The organism is Endozoicomonas euniceicola (genome assembly GCF_025562755.1).
Taxonomy (GTDB): domain Bacteria; phylum Pseudomonadota; class Gammaproteobacteria; order Pseudomonadales; family Endozoicomonadaceae; genus Endozoicomonas_A; species Endozoicomonas_A euniceicola.
In genome coordinates, this window is the sequence record NZ_CP103300.1 from 3155069 (window position 1) to 3174322 (window position 19254).

The 19254-nt window shown below is 51.0% G+C and carries 16 protein-coding genes and 1 CRISPR repeat array; of the genes, 10 read left to right on the top strand and 6 right to left on the bottom strand.

Annotated features, from left to right (window positions below; all coding sequences use genetic code 11):
• The first annotated feature begins 27 nt into the window (after window positions 1-27).
• Genes cas7e through cas2e form a run of 5 tightly spaced genes read left to right on the top strand, consistent with a single transcriptional unit; the run spans window position 28 to window position 3885 of the window.
• Complete coding sequence (gene cas7e, locus NX720_RS12480) at window positions 28-1104, top strand: type I-E CRISPR-associated protein Cas7/Cse4/CasC (RefSeq protein WP_262601430.1); 1077 nt, start codon at window positions 28-30, stop codon at window positions 1102-1104.
• An 11-nt stretch (window positions 1105-1115) separates the two neighbouring features.
• Window positions 1116-1889: a type I-E CRISPR-associated protein Cas5/CasD gene (cas5e, locus tag NX720_RS12485; protein ID WP_262601431.1), complete on the top strand. Its 774-nt coding sequence runs from the start codon at window positions 1116-1118 to the stop codon at window positions 1887-1889.
• The gene (gene cas6e / locus NX720_RS12490; RefSeq protein WP_262601432.1) at window positions 1889-2659 is read left to right on the top strand and encodes a type I-E CRISPR-associated protein Cas6/Cse3/CasE; all 771 of its coding nucleotides are present in this window, start codon (window positions 1889-1891) and stop codon (window positions 2657-2659) included. Before cas5e ends, cas6e begins: the two co-directional genes overlap by 1 nt.
• 15 nt (window positions 2660-2674) lie before the next feature.
• A complete protein-coding gene (gene cas1e / locus NX720_RS12495) occupies window positions 2675-3595 on the top strand; it encodes a type I-E CRISPR-associated endonuclease Cas1e (protein WP_262601433.1) in 921 nt (306 codons plus the stop codon).
• Between the two features lie 2 nt (window positions 3596-3597).
• Window positions 3598-3885 carry a type I-E CRISPR-associated endoribonuclease Cas2e gene (gene cas2e, locus NX720_RS12500; protein WP_262601434.1) on the top strand — a complete coding sequence of 96 codons (288 nt, stop codon included), beginning with the start codon at window positions 3598-3600 and terminating at the stop codon, window positions 3883-3885.
• Window positions 3886-3982: 97 nt separating this feature from the next.
• Window positions 3983-7312: a CRISPR direct-repeat array (repeat unit 29 nt; unit sequence CTGTTCCCCACGACCGTGGGGATGAACCG).
• Between the two features lie 279 nt (window positions 7313-7591).
• Here the strand turns inward: cas2e and NX720_RS12505 are convergent.
• From NX720_RS12505 to tnpA, 3 genes are all read right to left on the bottom strand, one after another.
• The gene (locus NX720_RS12505) at window positions 7592-8482 is read right to left on the bottom strand and encodes a nucleotidyl transferase AbiEii/AbiGii toxin family protein (RefSeq protein ID WP_262601435.1); all 891 of its coding nucleotides are present in this window, start codon (window positions 8480-8482) and stop codon (window positions 7592-7594) included.
• Window position 8483: 1 nt separating this feature from the next.
• Window positions 8484-9008: a type IV toxin-antitoxin system AbiEi family antitoxin gene (gene abiEi, locus NX720_RS12510; RefSeq protein ID WP_262601436.1), complete on the bottom strand. Its 525-nt coding sequence runs from the start codon at window positions 9006-9008 to the stop codon at window positions 8484-8486.
• A 224-nt stretch (window positions 9009-9232) separates the two neighbouring features.
• Window positions 9233-9655, bottom strand: coding sequence for an IS200/IS605 family transposase (tnpA, locus tag NX720_RS12515; RefSeq protein ID WP_262600864.1), 423 nt, complete (start codon window positions 9653-9655; stop codon window positions 9233-9235).
• A 46-nt stretch (window positions 9656-9701) separates the two neighbouring features.
• Here tnpA and NX720_RS12520 point away from each other — a divergent pair, with 46 nt between their 5' ends.
• Window positions 9702-10628, top strand: coding sequence for an RNA-guided endonuclease InsQ/TnpB family protein (locus NX720_RS12520; protein WP_262601437.1), 927 nt, complete (start codon window positions 9702-9704; stop codon window positions 10626-10628).
• A gap of 16 nt (window positions 10629-10644) precedes the next feature.
• Here NX720_RS12520 and NX720_RS12525 read toward each other — a convergent pair whose 3' ends face one another.
• The gene (locus NX720_RS12525) at window positions 10645-11409 is read right to left on the bottom strand and encodes an NRDE family protein (RefSeq protein WP_262601438.1); all 765 of its coding nucleotides are present in this window, start codon (window positions 11407-11409) and stop codon (window positions 10645-10647) included.
• An 82-nt stretch (window positions 11410-11491) separates the two neighbouring features.
• Here NX720_RS12525 and NX720_RS12530 point away from each other — a divergent pair, with 82 nt between their 5' ends.
• Complete coding sequence (locus NX720_RS12530; protein WP_262601439.1) at window positions 11492-12286, top strand: carbon-nitrogen hydrolase family protein; 795 nt, start codon at window positions 11492-11494, stop codon at window positions 12284-12286.
• A gap of 35 nt (window positions 12287-12321) precedes the next feature.
• Here the strand turns inward: NX720_RS12530 and ppk1 are convergent, their stop codons facing one another.
• Window positions 12322-14532, bottom strand: a complete 2211-nt coding sequence (ppk1, locus tag NX720_RS12535) for a polyphosphate kinase 1 (protein ID WP_262601440.1) — start codon at window positions 14530-14532, stop codon at window positions 12322-12324.
• A 131-nt stretch (window positions 14533-14663) separates the two neighbouring features.
• Window positions 14664-15662: a porphobilinogen synthase gene (gene hemB / locus NX720_RS12540; RefSeq protein WP_262601441.1), complete on the bottom strand. Its 999-nt coding sequence runs from the start codon at window positions 15660-15662 to the stop codon at window positions 14664-14666.
• A gap of 126 nt (window positions 15663-15788) precedes the next feature.
• On the opposite strand from hemB, the gene NX720_RS12545 reads away from it, so the two are divergent.
• The 3 genes from NX720_RS12545 to NX720_RS12555 all read left to right on the top strand — a co-directional run bounded on the left by NX720_RS12545 (window position 15789) and on the right by NX720_RS12555 (window position 19243).
• Window positions 15789-17909 (top strand): FAD-dependent oxidoreductase, encoded by a 2121-nt coding sequence (locus NX720_RS12545; RefSeq protein WP_262601442.1) that lies wholly within the window; start codon window positions 15789-15791, stop codon window positions 17907-17909.
• 78 nt (window positions 17910-17987) lie between these two features.
• The gene (locus NX720_RS12550) at window positions 17988-18770 is read left to right on the top strand and encodes a hypothetical protein (protein ID WP_262601443.1); all 783 of its coding nucleotides are present in this window, start codon (window positions 17988-17990) and stop codon (window positions 18768-18770) included.
• A 119-nt stretch (window positions 18771-18889) separates the two neighbouring features.
• On the top strand, window positions 18890-19243 hold the full coding sequence (locus NX720_RS12555; RefSeq protein WP_262601444.1) for a hypothetical protein: 354 nt from the start codon (window positions 18890-18892) through the stop codon (window positions 19241-19243).
• Window positions 19244-19254: the final 11 nt, after the last annotated feature.

Genomic DNA, 19254 nt, shown 5'->3' on the forward strand with positions numbered 1-19254 from the left:
GTTTGTTTTTATAGACTGGAGAAAAATATGAACCGTTTTCTGCAACTGCACCTGCTGACTTCTTACCCACCCGCCAACCTCAACCGTGATGATCTGGGACGACCTAAAACCGCGAAGATGGGCGGCACGGATCGACTGAGGGTTTCATCGCAAAGTTTGAAGCGCAACTGGCGAACTTCCGGTCTGTTTCAGTCCGCACTGGCCGGACATTTGGGCACTCGCACAAAAATGCTTGGCTGTCAGGTGTACGACACTTTGCAGGCAGCAGGCATTCCCGAAAAAAAAGCAAAGACTTATGCTCAGGCGATTGCAGGCCAGTTTGGCAAACTGAAAAAGGAAGAGAAAGACAAGCCAAATTCAGGGCTGGAAATTGAACAGTTAGTTCATATCAGTGCATCGGAACAGCAAAAGATTGATTCATTAGTAAAAGTGTTAATTGCAGAGAAAAGAGAACCTGCAAAAGAAGAACTGGAGCTGTTAAGAAAAGAAGAAATGGCTGCCGACATTGCCCTGTTTGGTCGAATGCTGGCATCAAAACCGGCTTTCAATATAGAGGCTGCCTGTCAGGTCGCCCATGCTTTGTCTGTTCATACGGTGGCTATTGAAGATGACTACTTTACTGCCGTTGACGATCTGAATGACGGTAGTGAAGATGCCGGTGCTGCACACATTGGTGATACCGGCTTTGCCGCCGGGCTGTTCTATTCCTACATCTGCATTAACCGGGAATTGCTGGTCGAAAACCTTAACGGCAACACCGAGCTGGCCAACAAAGCCATTGCCGCTTTGACCGAAGCCGCCATCAAGGTCGCCCCTCAGGGTAAACAGAACAGCTTTGGCAGTCGCGCCTATGCTTCTTACGTGCTGGCAGAAAAAGGCGACCAGCAACCCCGTTCACTGTCGGTCTCTTTCCTCAAGCCGGTTGGCCGGTCAGCAGACGACTATGGTTTAAACGACTATGGCTCAGAAGCGGTTGCAGTGCTTGAGAAGCAACGTGACAATTTCGACTTGGTGTATGGTGCCTGCTCTGATGACCACTACAGCCTGAATGCCCTGACGGGCAAAGGGTCGTTTGCGGAACTGATGGCCTTTGTCAGCCAATAAGAGGAAGACGTATGAACTATCTGGTCTTCCGTTTATACGGGCCAATGGCCAGCTGGGGCGAAATTGCCGTAGGTGAGTCCCGCCATACGGCGGTTTATCCGGCGAAATCAGCCTTGTCAGGTTTATTGGGCGCAGCGCTGGGTATTGACCGGGCAGATGACGATGCCCAGCAGTCCCTCGCCAATGATTACAGTTTTGCTGTCAAACTGTTAAGAGGTGGGCAGTTGCTGAAAGACTACCATACCGCCCAGGCACCGGACTCTGTCGGCAAGTTCCAGTACCGAACCCGTCGTGATGAGCTGGTTACTGGGCGGGAGCGATTAGGTACTGTGCTATCGAGCAGGGAGTATCGGACAGATTCGCAGGCCATTGTCGCGGTAACGCACACCGAGAATGCCTGGTGGAATCTTGATGTCTTATTGCAGGCACTACAGACACCGAAATACCACCTCTACCTGGGACGAAAATCCTGCCCTCTGGCAGCTCCTCTCAATGCCCGAATTATTGAGGCCGAGAACTTTCGTACGGCTTTAGATCAGTTTGAACCCGGCGCTTTATTAATCAATCAGCCTGAATGGTTTCAGGATGATCGTTACCTGCCTGATGACAAAGTATGCCGTTACTTCTGGGAAGGCTCGACAGAGAGTTTTTCTTATAACGACGACGAATTTCATACGTCACAGGTGCAGGTGCTAACCCGGCACGACCTGCCGCTGTCCAGAAAACGCTGGCAGTTTCAGCCCCGTCTGGAAAATCAATGGACTGTCAGCAGGGGAGAAAAATAATGTACCTGTCGCGTATTCAGCTAACCGCTGCCATAGCGAATTACTCACAACTGGGGCTGATTTTAAAAGACCGAAGTTACGGTATGCACCGTCTGTTGTGGGATCTTTTTCCTGACGGCGAGCGCTTTTTGTATCGTGAAGAAATGGCCAGAGAGCAACTGGAGGTGCCCAATAACCGGCCTTTGTTCTATGTGCTTTCCAAACAGGAGCCTGTTCAGGAAAACCCCCTGTTTGATGTGGCGTCTAAACCTTTCCAGCCTTCTTTGAAATCCGGAGACAGACTCAGCTTTCGGTTAAGGGCCAACCCCACTATTGCACGACGACAGGAAGGTAAAAAGCAGTCATCCCGGCACGATGTGGTGATGGACGCCCAGCTGCAATGGTTAACCAATGCCTGTCGTGACCGGCAGTTGCCCCTGTCCGGGAAAAAAGAGTCTTTGCGAAAAAGCCTTTTGCAGCATCCGGACTACGCATTTCAGCGGGGTGCCGCTGAACTGAAAAAACAGCTGGATGCGACCATGGACGAAGCGGCCCAACAATGGTTGGTAAAGCGTGGCGCAGTGAACGGTTTCCATATTGAAACCGTTCAGGCGACCGGTTATCGCTGGCATGCCTTACCGGAAAAAGGGCGACGCGCAGGTTTTAGCAGTATGGATTATGAGGGGGTTCTGACCGTCACAGGGCCGGAAGTTTTCAGTGAACTGCTTAACAAAGGTGTCGGCCCCTCCAAGGCATTTGGCTGTGGTTTATTAATGGTCAGGCGAATTTAAAAACAGGGAGTAGCAGTGTCGTTTATTCCAATAAAGCCCATTCCCATAAAAGATCGTGTATCCATGACTTTTGTGGGCAAGGGGCGCATTGATGTCAGGGATGGTGCTTTTGTGGTGATCGACGATGTAAAGGGCGACCGCAAGCATATCCCTGTGGGTTCGGTGGTCTGCATCATGCTTGAGCCGGGTACCAGAGTCTCCCACGCTGCGGTTAAGCTGGCTGCTACATCAGGGACTTTACTGATCTGGGTGGGGGAGTTCGGCGTCCGGCTTTATTCCGTGGGTCAGCCTGGTGGAGCGAGATCGGACAAACTGCTTTATCAGGCAAAGCTGGCTCTGGATGAGGAGCTTCGCCTCAAAGTGGTTCGTAAAATGTTCGAATTCCGTTTCGGCGAGCCTGCGCCCGCAAGACGTTCAGTGGATCAGCTGCGGGGGATCGAAGGGGCAAGGGTTCGTAAAACCTATCAACTGATGGCGAAACAATACGGTGTTGAATGGAAAGGTCGCAAGTACGATCCAAAAGACTGGGAAGCTGGAGATTTAATCAATAAATGCCTGAGCGCAGCGACTTCCTGCCTGTACGGTGTCACTGAAGCGGCGGTACTGGCCGCAGGTTATGCGCCAGCCATAGGGTTTATTCACTCTGGTAAGCCATTAGCTTTTGTTTACGATATTGCCGATCTGTTTAAGTTTGAAACAGTCGTTCCTGTCGCATTTCAGATAGCCGCTAAAGGCTCCACCAAACCGGATCGGGATGTCAGGATTGCCTGCCGCGACAGCTTCCGGCAGACACGGTTGTTAAAGAAGATCATTCCGACGATTGAAGACATTCTTGCGGCAGGTGACATTGAACCGCCACCCCCACCAGAGGATGCTCAGCCACCCGCCATCCCTGAGCCGGTTTCTGAGGGAGACATGGGACACAGGAGCCGCTAGTTATGGGAATGTTAGTGGTTGTCACAGAAAATGTACCGCCCCGGTTAAGGGGAAGGTTGGCGATCTGGTTGCTGGAAATCAGGGCAGGTGTCTACGTTGGCAGTGTCTCCCGGCGCATCAGGGAAATGATCTGGGAACAGGTGACTGCTTTGGCGGAAGATGGCAATGTTGCCATAGCCTGGGCAACCAATACTGAGTCGGGTTTCGACTTCCAGACTTACGGTGAGAACCGGCGCATACCCATTGATGAGGATGGTTTGCGACTGGTGTTATTTCAGCCAGAAAGCTGAGTTGAAGCGTTCTTTAACAAGCTGTATTTTGCTACTGATTTTTTGGTAGAATCTATGACGCTTGCAACTTGTTGATGTGTAAGTGTATTTTTTTAGTCTGTTCCCCACGACCGTGGGGATGAACCGGACTTTGGCTAATGCTTTGTCAGCAGGTGATTCTGTTCCCCACGACCGTGGGGATGAACCGGTATGAAATTAGCAGACTGGGTTAAAAAGACGCTGTTCCCCACGACCGTGGGGATGAACCGAATATGTAAGCAGTCTGGTAGACGAGGTATATCTGTTCCCCACGACCGTGGGGATGAACCGGCCATAACCAGTACTGACCAGCCCGTCCAGTGCTGTTCCCCACGACCGTGGGGATGAACCGAGACCATATTAATTTTTTCGAGCCGCCAACAGCTGTTCCCCACGACCGTGGGGATGAACCGCAGGTCTACACCGTGGACCGTCAGGTTAGCAACTGTTCCCCACGACCGTGGGGATGAACCGTGTTTTCCCACATTGATCTTGCTGCTGCTTTACTGTTCCCCACGACCGTGGGGATGAACCGGGCTAATTCCTTCATTAATATGTTCTTCGCTACTGTTCCCCACGACCGTGGGGATGAACCGGTCAATGCAAATAATTCGGTTCTTCTTTGTTTCTGTTCCCCACGACCGTGGGGATGAACCGCTGCATGGTAAGAACTGGCGCGTATATAACGCCTGTTCCCCACGACCGTGGGGATGAACCGGGGAAGGTTTCGTCTAAAAATTCAATCAATGGCTGTTCCCCACGACCGTGGGGATGAACCGGAATCTAGCTTTGATAGCTTTGCCTAGTTTTTCTGTTCCCCACGACCGTGGGGATGAACCGGGCGCCCTTTCGTCGCAACCTTGCGACAAAAGCTGTTCCCCACGACCGTGGGGATGAACCGGCGAAGAAGTAACAGACAGGCCGCCTATGTTTCTGTTCCCCACGACCGTGGGGATGAACCGATAAACCACGACCTGCTTTTAATACCTGCATAACTGTTCCCCACGACCGTGGGGATGAACCGATATCAAAAAACCTTTTCACCTGGTCATAATCCTGTTCCCCACGACCGTGGGGATGAACCGTGGCGGGACGTCGTAGCGGTGCAGTACTGAGACTGTTCCCCACGACCGTGGGGATGAACCGGACTGTATAATAGACTGCGGACTGACAACCATACTGTTCCCCACGACCGTGGGGATGAACCGTCCGATCAATTAAACGTCCGACTAAACAGCCACTGTTCCCCACGACCGTGGGGATGAACCGGAGACCAGAGAAGACCGTCGAAAATGGTACGGCTGCTCCCCACGACCGTGGGGATGAACCGCGTGGGTCGATACTGTAAGCAGTCAGCCAGCGCTGTTCCCCACGACCGTGGGGATGAACCGGTGCAGGTGCCGCTGGATGGTTCCTGTCTGGACTGTTCCCCACGACCGTGGGGATGAACCGCAGTACTCCCTGACTATTCTGCGTGACAGCAACTGTTCCCCACGACCGTGGGGATGAACCGCTATATCCAGCTATTGAAATTAAAACCAATAACTGTTCCCCACGACCGTGGGGATGAACCGCTGGCAGAGATCACGCCATTTATGGGTGAGCTCTGTTCCCCACGACCGTGGGGATGAACCGCCTAAAGGGTTTCTGGCCTATCCAATGGAAGCCTGTTCCCCACGACCGTGGGGATGAACCGCTTTACACTGACAGGGTGCCTGACGACGACAAACTGTTCCCCACGACCGTGGGGATGAACCGGGTGGTGAAGCACAATAATAAACCAAGCTGGACTGTTCCCCACGACCGTGGGGATGAACCGTCTGAGTCTCTGCGATAGAATCGGCTGTTTTTCTGTTCCCCACGACCGTGGGGATGAACCGGTAATTAGCCAGATGGCTGTGATTATGATTACCTGTTCCCCACGACCGTGGGGATGAACCGTTCTTTGTTCAGGGCATTTAGGCCGTTCATCACTGTTCCCCACGACCGTGGGGATGAACCGCACAAAATTTAGTTTTTAACAGCTACCAGATACTGTTCCCCACGACCGTGGGGATGAACCGCACTAAAGGAACCGCCAGCCATCGGCGGAGGCTCTGTTCCCCACGACCGTGGGGATGAACCGGTTTTTTGTTCCAGAGAAAACGGTTTTTGATACTGTTCCCCACGACCGTGGGGATGAACCGGCTTATGGCGGACTGGCAAATATCGCCAACCTCTGTTCCCCACGACCGTGGGGATGAACCGTCTGTCATTAAGGCGAACCTTGACACCCTGATCTGTTCCCCACGACCGTGGGGATGAACCGCACTGTACCAGTGAGGCGGATCGGGCGAAGTCCTGTTCCCCACGACCGTGGGGATGAACCGCTGTATCACCAGCTCCCTTTTCAACAAAATGGCTGTTCCCCACGACCGTGGGGATGAACCGGTACTGGTTTTTGTCAAATAGGTATTACCCTGCTGTTCCCCACGACCGTGGGGATGAACCGATGGCTGTCTTATCAGTGAGAAGTTTTCCAAGCCTGTTCCCCACGACCGTGGGGATGAACCGGCATGAACGATAAGCCGGAGGTGCAGGCATGACTGTTCCCCACGACCGTGGGGATGAACCGCACCGCAACAGCCCCAACAGCGACCGGGTAATCTGTTCCCCACGACCGTGGGGATGAACCGCTGACGCAATGCCTTCAGGATGTCGTCTTTGGCTGTTCCCCACGACCGTGGGGATGAACCGTTCTGAAAATTGCAATCTCCAGACCGGTTGACCTGTTCCCCACGACCGTGGGGATGAACCGGAAGTTCTTCAGATATGACTGCTTCATGCTACCTGTTCCCCACGACCGTGGGGATGAACCGGCCAATTCCCGTTTCCCGACTGCCGTCATTATCTGTTCCCCACGACCGTGGGGATGAACCGTACGCTCCATTTACTCCAGTGAATGTGGTATGCCTGTTCCCCACGACCGTGGGGATGAACCGCAGGCTCATTGATGCTGTAATAGGTTGTCCGACTGTTCCCCACGACCGTGGGGATGAACCGGATGCAGTCTGGCCGTGCATCCGGCCCTTCTTCTGTTCCCCACGACCGTGGGGATGAACCGCGAAAAAGGATTTGCCGTTTTTGCGGGGCAGCCTGTTCCCCACGACCGTGGGGATGAACCGGTCAGGGAAAAGGGAAGGTTAATCGGCTTTGCCTGTTCCCCACGACCGTGGGGATGAACCATAACTGCAACCGTTCTTGGTTTGGCTGTTGAAACTGTTCCCCACGACCGTGGGGATGAACCGCGGTCTGGGCGTTAATGGTAGACTGACCCACCCTGTTCCCCACGACCATGGGGATGAACCGCATTCAGTGACACTACCCTTGCTGAGCTTGAACTGTTCCCCACGACCGTGGGGATGAACCGATCCCACGAAACTGGCTCCATCACCCAGGACAAATACGCTGACTTCATGGTGATCAACCAGAATATTTTTGAAGTGCCAATTACCGATGTTCACAAGACCAAGGCCCTCAGCATGCCAAGAAGGAGGCTGCTGAAATTCACTATTTTTATCCGCATCCTGAAGCCTCTTATAAAACGGAAAAACAGGTAATGGAAAACATCATGAATTATTACAGATATTGGGGTAAGGCGAAGAAAACCTGCGGAAAGGCGGAAAGGGGGGTATTGCCATTTGCTGCCTTACAGGCTCATGTCAAATGGGTTCCGGGGTTGGCTTGCTTTGAGAAGCGGAGTGGCCATTATCTGGATTTCTGCCTGCACATAAGCCCAGTATTCGGGATTGTCGAGCGTTCTTTGTTTTATGCTTTCGGGGATGAAGCGGGTCATTTCGGCATTGAAGTCTGTGCGCACCTCATTGTCTTTGAGTAGTTTGGTTATCTGGGTATGGAGTGCTTCCGTAAACTCTGCTTTGGTTTTGTTTCTCGCTTCCAGCTTTTTTTCGATCAGACTCGTAGACAGATCAATACCTTTCTGCCTTATCCAGACGATATCCCATACATCCCTTGGCTTTATTCGTCTGGAGCGGTACGCCAGAGCGATAAACTTGTCCGCCAGTGTTTCCTCAAGGGACTGAACAGGTACCAGCAGTCCCTCGGTTGGCACGACAATATTGTAGTGGTTGGTCAGAGGTTTTTTCCGGGTATCAATTGATGGGATGGCGCAGATATCTATATGCATCTTTTGCCTTGGCAGGTCTGGACGGCAGGCTTCTTTCTCTATGCTGATTTTCCAGGAGGACGTGTTGCCTTGCCTGTTTTCATCAGGCTTACTGACCCATACCTTTGTCTCATATTTATTCTGAATGTACTTTTCAATCTCAACTTCTAAACCATCAAAGTCAGATGGCTTGAAGCCATGCCCTCCGTTGAAATCCAGATCTTCCGACAGGCGGGAGCTGTTATAACACATCCTCAGAGACGTTCCGCCTATAAATGTGAGTGGCTGCATGACGCCCTCTCTGATCAGTACATGTATAACATCGTGATGAAGAATTTCTTTCTCTATGACGGGTGTGATGGCAGCGTATTCCGGGTTTGATGCCACTATGTTTCGTATTTGTTCTTTTAACATTTTAATGGTCCAGCATATGTCTATTTCTTTTGCAATCTTTAAGATCAGCAATAGCTTGCGAGGTTTTTGCTCTGTATATGCCTGCGGTTTCGTCAAAATACAGGTTTGGTGCAATTCGGTCGATGGCTTTTTTTGTATGCGTAAACTCAATAACCCCGTAGGGTGTTGAGAAGGTTCCGTTCCGACCTTTAGTTATGATGGTTAGCCTGCCCATCGGTATTTGAGAGATATCGCCCGTGTAGCTTAGTTGGCTTTCAAGGCTTATGTAGCTGATGACATCACTGCGAAGCTTTTTCGCTATTTTGTAGATTGCGGTTGTTGGGTCTGGTGGCGTAAGCGTGCTTTCAAACAGGCCTGTTGCCACTCTGCGTATCAAGCCCTTCTTTGCGTAAACCGCAAGAAATTTAGTGAATGTGGCAGAGTGCTTCTCGCCAATCATGTAGGCTATCTCTGCTGCCGTGTGAATGCCCCCTCCGGCTTTAACAGCTTCTGATAGAACCATGAGCAGTTTGTCTTTCTTGGTCATTATGATCTACAAATTATCACATATAATGTTATTAATCGTAGATCTATATCGTAGTACAGATCAAATAGTGCAGTCAGAAATGGTAACTCAGTACAAAATTCTGTTCCCCACAACCGCAGGTATAAACCGTCATCATCGCTGACCATAAGGGAAAGATCAGCATTTTCGCCGTGAGCCCCCTGACTTCTAGGCAGGGGATGTAAGGCGGGAGTCCGCAAGGGCTCCTAATCAGGTCTGGCTTGATTTTCAATGTAGGTTTTAAGCACATCAATGCTTGCACCCCCGCAACTTCCGGCAAAGTATGACCTTGCCCACAAAGCGTTTTTCAAATACGCAGGCTTTACCAGTTCAGGATGATAGAGCTTCATTTTTCGACTGCTAACCCCTTTGAGACTGTTCACCAGCTTTGATAGTTGCACCTTTGGCGGATAGTGAACAAGTATGTGAATGTGATCCATTTCCCCATTGAACTCGACCAACTCTACCTCAAACTCGTTACACACATGCCGGAATATGCCTTCCAGTGTTTCAAGATGTTTGTCGTTAAACACCTTGCCCCTGTATTTGGTGGAAAAAACCAGATGAGCATGAAGCTCAAAAGCACAATGCCTACCTTTTCGTATTGACAAAATACACCAACCTGCCATCGTGCTGATTACTGCTTAAATATCGATGTATAACAGATATACACCAATGCTTAAAGCCACCAAGATACGCATTTATCCAACACCAGACCAGGCGGAATTTTTAAACCGCCAGTTTGGTGCTGTGCGTATGGTCTGGAACAAAGCCCTGGCAATCAAGACTCACTATTACAAGATACGAGAGCAAAATCTTTCACCAAAGAAAGACCTGAAGCCATTACTGTCGAAAGCCAAAAAAAGCCGAAAATACTCATGGCTGAAAGAGGCTGACTCCATGGCCTTGCAGCAGTCTGTCATCAATTTGGACAAGGCTTTCCAGAACTTCTTTAATCCAAAGCTTGAAGCCCGCTTCCCTCGCTTCAAGTCGAAACACGGCAAACAGAGTAGCTATCACTGCACCTCTGTTTCCACAGGTGGAAACTGGATAAAGATACCCAAGTGCAAACCCATCAAAGCAAGGGTTCACAGGGAAATAACTGACAACATCAAGTCCATCACGTTAACCATGACACCAACGGGCAAGTATTATGCGTCAGTTCTGGCTGAAGATGGCAAGGCTGAAGTAAAACCAGTTACAGACATTCACGAAAATCATGTGACGGGTGTTGATGTTGGCTTAACGGATATTGTCATTACCAGCAATGGCGTTAAAACTGGCAATCCCCGATTCATAAAAAATGCACAGCGCAACCTGAAGCGTAAGCAGAAGAAACTTTCCCGATGCAAAGCAGTCACCCAACCTTGCTTTCAAAAGCCAGCTATTTCTCTGAAGACTGAAGCCTCCAATTTTCAGGAGATTCCCATGACCCGAGAGCAGAATGATGGACTGGCCGTTGTCTGGATTTCTTTCTGCCTGCACATAAGCCCAGTATTCGGGATTGTCGAGTGTTCTTTGTTTTATGCTTTCGGGGATGAAGCGGGTCATTTCGACATTGAAGTCTGCGCGCACTTCAAGGGACTGAACAGGTACCATTAACCAACTGACCTGAAGGTTATTCAAAATCAATAAAAAAATGCTTCCATTCTAAATGACAACCCTCTGTACCGTAAGTCTGTTCATGCCAGCTGGCGGCCTTATTACGATTGAACATCAGTACGCTTGTGTTTCGTGTTCCATAGTCCGGGCTGTTGATAAACGCACTGGAAAGCAATCGCTCTCTTTCTCTGCCTATGCCAGTGTCTGGCAACAGGTGATCGGGGAATCTTGTCGTATCCTGCATGATATGCAGCAGAGTTTCTGGCTCAGCGAAGTTGTCGTTGTTTAGTGCTTTAGCTACTGCATCCCTGGTTTTTTCCAGTTTTGGCCAGGGGGAGTTCAGAAGCTTGTTGCACAGGCCGTAGACACCGGGTTCCAGTTTCTTCGCCACGCCTTCAATATTGGAATAGTAATAAAGTTCATTAATGCTGCCAGCCAGAAAGTTGAAGCCACTGTAACGGTGGGCATTTTTCTGAACGTTTTTTATGAATGCATGAGTTGAGAGGGAGCTGTTCAAACAGTCTTTAACCAGCTGCCCCCTTGAAATCTCTCCTTCAGGTGCTGGCCACTGGCGGTAATTGGTGACTGCTGCAAAACGACCGGACCGGCTCAGTGCCAGCCAGCTGCCCCATGCCTTTTTGTCCCGGCCTCCGAAAATTTCAGGATAATCTTCCCAGAACTGAACCGGTGCTGTCGGGCGGTCGTAAAACTCGTCCCGGTTAGCCACTAAAACCAGTGGGTTTTGGGCATCGGGCTGCCAGGAAAAAATAATCAGGCACATAAAGACATAGCCTTTGATTTATTAATGGAGTTAAGTGTGGCAGTGTCAATAAAAGAAGAAAAGTTTTGAAGAGGTTTTGTCCATGCTTAAAGCCGCTGTCGTGCAATTATGCTCCAGCAATAATATCCGGGACAATCTTGCCCATATTGATGCTCAGCTTGCCCCCATAATAAACGAAGCGGTTGATTTAATTCTGTTGCCTGAGTGTTTTGCCCGGTTTGGTGGTGATATTTCTGCCTTTGGGAAAAACACGACAGAAGTCAGGCAGTGGATGGCAGACACTGCCCGTCGACACAAAGCCTGGCTGATAGGCGGCTCCATTCCTTTTCAGGCCAATGCCGGACAAAACTGCAGGGCGTCCTGTTTTGTGTTTAATCCTCTGGGTTTACTGGAAAGTCGTTATGACAAAATTCACCTGTTTGATGCCAGCGTGGCAGACCCGCAGCGTTTATATCGGGAGTCCAGTGATTATTCGGCGGGAGACCAGCCATTCGTCGTTGATATAGGTGAAGCGCAAGTCGGTTTAAGCATCTGCTATGACCTGAGATTCCCGGAGCTGTTTCGGAAACTGGTGTCTGCCGGTGCCAATATTCTTACCGTACCTTCCGCCTTTACCCACGCCACCGGGCAAAGCCATTGGGAAGTGTTGCTAAGAGCCAGAGCTATTGAAAATCAGTGTTATGTACTGGCAGCCAATCAGGGTGGAGTGCATCTCAATAAACGACAGACCTGGGGGCATAGCATGATTATTTCCCCCTGGGGAGAGGTGTTGGCAAAGGCAGAAAAAGACCCGGTTGTCCTGGTAGCCGATCTGGACATGAAACTGCTACAGGAAATTCGTACAAAAATGCCCTGCCTGGAACATAGAAAGCTATAAACACCAGCCCCCAGGCCCGTAACGAATACTACGGGCTACGGACTACGAGAAACTCCGGATACGTAGTTAGTCAAACTCTCCAGCAGCTTGCGCTGAACATTTCGACGGCGCTGCCCGCGTGTTGGTTTGTTCTGCACATAAGAACCATCGCTTTGCAGTGTCCAGCTGCGTACGTTGTCACTCAGAAACAGTTCCAGCTCTTTCCTGATGCGGTTAGCCATTTTGGGTTCTTCAACCGGGAAACAGGTTTCAATCCGGTTATTCAGGTTTCTGCTCATCCCGTCGGCGCTGGAGCAGTAAACCTGGCTTTCACCGTCGTTTTCAAAGTAGAAAACCCGGGAATGCTCCAGAAAGCGGCCAACAATGGAACGCACCTGAATGTTTTCCGACAAGCCTTCAATACCGGGCCTCAGGCAACAGATACCCCGTACAATCAGGTCAATTTTTACGCCTGCCTGAGAAGCCTTATACAGCGCACGAATCATCTGCTTTTCAGTCAGGGCGTTGATCTTGATAATGATACGGGCGCTTTTGCCCTCTTTGGCATTGGCGGCTTCATGGTTGATGCGGTCAATCAGACCTTTCTTCAGGGTAAAGGGGGCGTGCAGAAGCTTTCTCACCTTGAAGGCTTTGCCCATGCCGGTCAGTTGCTGGAAGATTTTGCGCACGTCGTTGGTGATGTCCTTGTCACAGGTCAGCAGGCTGTAATCGGTGTACAGACGGGCATTGCCAGCATGGTAGTTACCGGTACCCAGGTGGGCGTAACGCTGAATACTGCGACCTTCCCGCCGTACAATCAGCATCATTTTGGCATGTGTCTTGTAGCCCACTACCCCATAGACGACAACGGCCCCTGCTTCCTGCAGTCGTAAGGCCAGCGCAAGGTTTTCCTCCTCATCAAACCTTGCCCGGATTTCTACCACCACCGTCACTTCTTTGCCGTGTCGGGCGGCTTCTACCAGTGCGTCTGCCATTTCAGAGTGAGCCCCGGTTCGGTACAGCGTTTGACGAATCGCCAGCACATTCGGGTCTTTCGCTGCCTGACGCAGCATATCAATGACCGGCGTGAAGGACTCGTAGGGGTGGTGCAGCAGAATATCGGCTTTCTTGACATAATCCAGCACGTTTTCGGTGCTGTTCGGGCGAGGCTGCAGAACCTTTGGGTATTCTGGTGTGAAAGGCGTGAATGTCAGGTGTTCATCGGCCCCATTGTTACAGACTGACATCAGGCGGGTCAGGTTCACCGGGCCATTGACCCGGTAAACTTCTTCTTCCGTCAGGCCAAACTCTTTTAACAGAAAGTCCACCAGAGGCTGTGGGCAGTTGTCCACCACTTCCAGACGCACCGCCTCGCCATAACGACGGGAAAGCAGTTCACCCTGAAGCGCCTTGGCAAGGTCTTCAACTTCATCTTCCAGGTCAAGGTCGCTGTTGCGGGTCAGGCGGAACTGGTAGCAGCCCTTGACCTTCATGCCCGGGAACAGGTCTTCCATGTGACGATGAATGATAGACGACAAGAATACGTAATTTGTGCCGTCATTGTCGCATATATCATCAGGGAGCCTGATGACTCTTGGCAATGAGCGAGGTGCCGGAATAACAGCCATGCCGGTATCACGGCCAAAGGCGTCTTTGCCTTCCAGCGAAACAATAAAGCACAGCAGTTTATTCGCCAGACGTGGAAACGGGTGCGCCGGGTCCAGACCGATGGGGCTGATAATCGGCATCACTTCGTTGTAGAAAAAACGTTTAACCCAGATTCTCTGTTTCTCATTCAGCTCTGAACGTTTGATGAAGTGTATGTTTTCTTCTTTCAGTGCTGGCAGCAGGGTTTCATTCAGAATTTGATACTGACGGGTGACCTGTTCTTTCGCATGAGCGTTGATTTCTTTCAGCACTGCCCGAGGTCCCATACCGTCCAGACCCACCAGTTCACGACCGTAACCGATCTGCTGCATCAACCCGGCGACACGAATTTCAAAGAACTCATCAATGTTGGAGCTGTAGATCAACAGAAAGCGCAGGCGCTCAAGCAGGGGGTGTTCTTCGTTAAGTGCCTGCTCCAGCACCCTGGTGTTGAATTGCAAATGACTCAGTTCCCGGTTGATGTAGTACTCCGGCTTGCTCAGGTCGGTGATCCGGGGAGGTGCTTTTACGGCTTCCTGTGTAGAAGGCGATGAACCACCTGTCGCTGAATCGTCGGCGGGTGTGGCAGATCGTGAAGAAGATTGTTGGGTATTGTCCATAAAAACTCTTACTGCGTTCTGAAAGCGCTGGGGCAAACTGCCCCAAGCTATCAGAAAACTGTTACAAAAAAATGATTGTTATGGTTATTACAGCCTCATATCCATTGTTCAGACTAGCAATGCAGCTGGATTCAGCCTTTCAGGCATTTTGCCGCCTCTTTGGCGAAATAGGTCAGAATGGCATCAGCGCCGGCACGTTTAAAGCACAGCAACGACTCCATCATAACTTTTTCATCGTCCAGCCAGCCGTTTTCCGCTGCGGCCTTGTGCATGGCATACTCACCACTGACCTGATAGGCAAAGGTGGGCACTTTGAACGTTTCTTTTACCCGGCGTAAAACGTCCAGATACGGCATGCCGGGTTTCACCATCACCATGTCCGCCCCTTCTGCCAGGTCAGCGGCGACTTCGTGCAGAGCCTCATCGGAATTGGCGACATCCATCTGAAAAGTGTATTTATTGCCTTTGCCAAGGTTGGCGGCGGAACCTACCGCATCCCTGAAGGGGCCGTAGTAGGCGGAAGCGTATTTGGCAGAGTAGGCCAGAATGGAGGTGTTGATAAAGCCTGCCTGTTCCAGAGCCTGCCGGGTAGCACCGATTCGCCCGTCCATCATATCCGAGGGGGCAACGATATCGGCACCCGCTTCTGCGTGGGATAGCGCCTGTTTGACCAGCACCTCGACAGTGGGATCATTGATAACATAGCCGGTTTCATCCACTAATCCATCCAGGCCATGACTGGTGAACGGGTCCAGCGCCACATCGGTGATGACCCCCAGCTCCGGGTAGTGTTGCTTGATAGCGCGAACGGTGCGCTGAATCAGTCCTTCCGGATTATAGGCTTCTGCGGCGTCATCGGATTTCTGATCCTGCCCGATCACCGGAAACAGGGCAATGGCAGGTATCCCGAGGCTGACCAGCTCATCAGCCTCTCGCAGCAACTGGTCGATGGTGACACGTTCCACGCCCGGCATGGAGGGCACAGCTTCCCGGTCATTCACGCCTTCCTTGACGAAAACAGGGTAAATCAGGTCTCTGGCCGATAAAGAGTTTTCCTGCATCAGTTGGCGTGAGAACGTGTTGAAACGCATGCGTCTTGGGCGGCTACCGGGGAATGGGCGTTGAATCATGGAACTGCTTACCTGTTTGTTCTATCCGCTCAGGGCTGTCTGTTTGTCTACCTGAACGCTTGATGAGATTATACGGGAAATACTTAACAAGTCTTGTATCGCCTGCAAACAAACGAGTTTATCACGATGAAAAAAACAAAAATTCTGTTGCTGCTGGTGCTGATTACAGCTATTGGTGCTTTTTATTCGCTGGATGCTCAGCAGTACCTGACGAGAGACTTCTTCCAGTCACTTTACTCTGAGAATCCATTGCTGACAGCGGGCGTTTTTTTTCTTATATATGTGGCAATGACAGGGCTTTCGCTTCCGGGGGCTGCCATTCTGACCCTGATTGGCGGGGCTATTTTTGGCCTTGGCACCGGTTTATTGATTATTTCTTTTGCCAGCACCATCGGCGCTACCCTTGCCTTTCTTTTCTCCCGTACTCTGCTCAGGGACTGGGTGCAGAAGAACTTCACCGATTACATGGAAACTATTAATAAAGGCATTAGAAAAGATGGTCCCTTCTATCTTGCTACCCTGCGTCTGATTCCTGCGATACCGTTCTTTGTGATCAACCTGGTGATGGGGCTGACGCCCATCAGGGTCTGGACATTTTACTGGGTAAGCCAGCTGGGCATGTTGCCGGGAACGGTTGTGTACGTGAATGCCGGGGCTCAGCTGGGGCAGGTGAAAGAGCTGTCGGTGGCGGGGATTCTGACACCAGGGCTGGTGGGCTCCTTTGTCCTGCTGGCTTTGTTCCCCTGGCTGGCACGAAGCGCAATGGAGCTGCTGCGCAGACGACGGATTTATAAATCCTTCCGCAAACCGGTTCAGTTTGATAACAACCTGACCGTGATTGGGGCAGGCTCTGCCGGGCTGGTCAGCAGTTATATTGCCGCCGCCGTTAAGGCGAAGGTATCCCTGATTGAAAAGCACAAAATGGGCGGAGACTGCCTCAACACCGGCTGTGTTCCCAGCAAGGCTCTGCTTCGGTCTGCCAAAATGGCCCATTATATGGGGCGGGCCGGGGAGTTCGGGCTTGAAAACGTTAAAGCCGATGTGAACTTCAGAGCCGTTATGGAAAGAGTTCAGAGGGTGGTTCAAACCGTTGAGCCCCACGACTCTGTTGAACGATATACCGGTCTGGGGGTGGATTGCGTTACCGGTTCTGCCAAAGTGCTGTCACCCTGGGAGGTGGAAGTGGATGGCAGGCGTATCACCAGTCGCAACCTGATTATTGCCAGTGGCGGACGTCCTTATGTGCCACCCTTACCGGGACTGGACCGGGTGCAATGGTACACCTCGGACACCATCTGGGAGATTCGTGAAAAACCCGGCACCCTTTTGGTGATTGGCGGCGGCCCCATTGGTTGCGAACTGGCCCAGGCATTTGTCCGCCTGGGCGTGCGCGTGATTCAGCTGGATCACGGCACCCGTCTTCTTCATCGGGAAGATCAGGATGTGTCAGAGCAGGTACAGGCACAGTTTATTAATGATGGTGTTGATCTGAGGCTGAAGCATGAAGCCCGCTCTTTCCATGTTGAGGATGACCGGCAGTGGCTGGAAGCTGGCGTGAAAGGGGAAAAGGTTGAAATTGAATTTGATGCCGTTTTGTTTGCCACAGGTCGACAGGCCAATACCAGCGATATGGGGTTGGAAACCCTCGGGATAGAGCTCACGGAGCGGGGAACCGTGCAGGTTAATGATTATATGCAGACCCGTTTTCCAAACATTTATGCCTGTGGTGATGTGGCCGGACCTTATCAGTTTACCCATGTAGCGGCACATCAGGCCTGGTATGCCGCTGTAAACGCCCTGTTTGGCCGGTTTAAAAAGTTCAGGGTGGATTACTCGGTGATTCCCTGGTGTACTTTTACCGACCCGGAGGTCGCCAGGGTCGGGCTGAATGAGACAGAAGCACAGGCGCAGGGTATTGAGTACGAGGTCACAAAGTATGGCATTGACGATCTGGATCGAGCCATAGCTGACGAAGAGGCCAGAGGTTTTGTCAAAGTACTGACCCGCCCCGGAAAGGATAAGATTCTGGGTGTCACTATTGTTGGCTATCATGCGGGCGAGCTGATTACAGAATACATCACTGCCATGAAACACGGTCTTGGCATGAACAAGATTCTGGGAACCATTCATATCTACCCAACCCTGAGTGAATCCAACAAGTACGCGGCGGGTGAGTGGAAGCGGGCTCATGCCCCGGAAAAAATTCTGGAATGGGTGAAGAGGTATCATTCCCGGATGCGCCACTAAACGAATTGTCATGCTGCTAGATTTACGGGAGAGCCTCTTTGTTGAGGCTTCTTGTTTTTTTGGGGAGCAGCAGGGACTATGGCAACAATCAATAACTTTCAGGGTGCTGTCGCACCTGTTCCGGGAGACTCCGGGCGTAAGGACACCGGTCAGATTTCTCCAGAGAAGGCATCGAATCCAGGGCGTTTGAATCGCTCCAGTATTATTCGTCAGCGAGTTGGAGCGATAATACGCAGGGCAACACGTTCACCTTCTCCTCCAAAGCAGACCCCGATTCAGGAGCGCAAGGCTGAACAACTGCCAGCAGAGGCCGTTAAGGCGCAAATGTCAGGTCCGGGTGCCAAAGCCTCTGCCAGCAGTATGGAAAGTAAGCTGGACAAGCTGGGGCAAGATGTTCAACAGTTCAGGGCCAACAGGCAAAAAGCTGAAAATAAAGACAGCAAACCAGCGCATAAACAGCAGATTCAGCAGTTGAAGGCAGAGCTTAAGGCAGCGAAGAGTTTGCAAAAAAACGCTGAAGCCTTTGCCAGGCTGGAGGCAGGCGCTGATTATGGGTTTAATAAAATGCCAGGCGAATATGTTCGCCAAAAAGCTCCGAACGTTCTCAGTGAAGCCCAAAGTGCAGTGAAAGAAGCAAAACAGGAGTTGTCAGAAGCCGGGGCAAAACTGAAAGCATTCAAGCCCGATCAGCACTCAGGCAAAGCAGACAGCAAACCGGAAAACAGTTCAGAAATAAAGCAGGGCTCTGCAAAGGAAAGAATGATGGCAGCCCGGGCAGCAAGAAACAGAAATGCCTCGCCCGAAGCGGCTTTTGGCAGGCAGCTTCGCGATGATATGGCCAACAACCGACTCAAGCCTTAACAACCAACTGTATCAGAACGTGGGTCGCTTTCAGACAAAGCTATAATGACAATTCAGCCATAACCTAAAAGGAAATTACATACCAGCTCAAAGGCTATTGGCTGGTATAGCCAGACCTCATGAAAGATGATGAATTGAATCAGTTACACAAGGAACTGGATGAGTCTATTGCTTTCCATCAGGCTCTGAGTGAAGAGATTGCTTCGGTTCAGCACGATGCCGGCAAACTGGCAAAGCACCTGTCCAGACTGAATGGCAGTATGGCAATGCTGGAAGCCAGTGATGAGCCTGATGGCGTGTTGGCAGAGCGTGTCAATGAACTCAGACACGAACTGGATGAAGCAGAAGCTTATTACAAATCCCTTCAGGTCAGAGAGAGAAAGCTGCAAACCGCCGAAATACATGCAGCCCAATCCGTACATACCCTTCAGAGCGAGCTTAAAATTGAAGAACTGAAAAAAGGCCGGGACTGACAAACCGTCAG

What these genes read in the sequence shown, in the direction of transcription:
- cas7e (WP_262601430.1), top strand. Translation starts at nt 28, where the DNA reads ATGAACCGTTTTCTGCAACTGCACCTGCTGACTTCTTACCCACCCGCC.
- cas5e (WP_262601431.1), top strand. Translation starts at nt 1,116, where the DNA reads ATGAACTATCTGGTCTTCCGTTTATACGGGCCAATGGCCAGCTGGGGC.
- cas6e (WP_262601432.1), top strand. Translation starts at nt 1,889, where the DNA reads ATGTACCTGTCGCGTATTCAGCTAACCGCTGCCATAGCGAATTACTCA.
- cas2e (WP_262601434.1), top strand. Translation starts at nt 3,598, where the DNA reads ATGGGAATGTTAGTGGTTGTCACAGAAAATGTACCGCCCCGGTTAAGG.
- NX720_RS12505 (WP_262601435.1), bottom strand. Translation starts at nt 8,482, where the DNA reads ATGTTAAAAGAACAAATACGAAACATAGTGGCATCAAACCCGGAATAC.
- abiEi (WP_262601436.1), bottom strand. Translation starts at nt 9,008, where the DNA reads ATGACCAAGAAAGACAAACTGCTCATGGTTCTATCAGAAGCTGTTAAA.
- tnpA (WP_262600864.1), bottom strand. Translation starts at nt 9,655, where the DNA reads ATGGCAGGTTGGTGTATTTTGTCAATACGAAAAGGTAGGCATTGTGCT.
- NX720_RS12520 (WP_262601437.1), top strand. Translation starts at nt 9,702, where the DNA reads ATGCTTAAAGCCACCAAGATACGCATTTATCCAACACCAGACCAGGCG.
- NX720_RS12525 (WP_262601438.1), bottom strand. Translation starts at nt 11,409, where the DNA reads ATGTGCCTGATTATTTTTTCCTGGCAGCCCGATGCCCAAAACCCACTG.
- NX720_RS12530 (WP_262601439.1), top strand. Translation starts at nt 11,492, where the DNA reads ATGCTTAAAGCCGCTGTCGTGCAATTATGCTCCAGCAATAATATCCGG.
- ppk1 (WP_262601440.1), bottom strand. Translation starts at nt 14,532, where the DNA reads ATGGACAATACCCAACAATCTTCTTCACGATCTGCCACACCCGCCGAC.
- hemB (WP_262601441.1), bottom strand. Translation starts at nt 15,662, where the DNA reads ATGATTCAACGCCCATTCCCCGGTAGCCGCCCAAGACGCATGCGTTTC.
- NX720_RS12545 (WP_262601442.1), top strand. Translation starts at nt 15,789, where the DNA reads ATGAAAAAAACAAAAATTCTGTTGCTGCTGGTGCTGATTACAGCTATT.
- NX720_RS12550 (WP_262601443.1), top strand. Translation starts at nt 17,988, where the DNA reads ATGGCAACAATCAATAACTTTCAGGGTGCTGTCGCACCTGTTCCGGGA.
- NX720_RS12555 (WP_262601444.1), top strand. Translation starts at nt 18,890, where the DNA reads ATGAAAGATGATGAATTGAATCAGTTACACAAGGAACTGGATGAGTCT.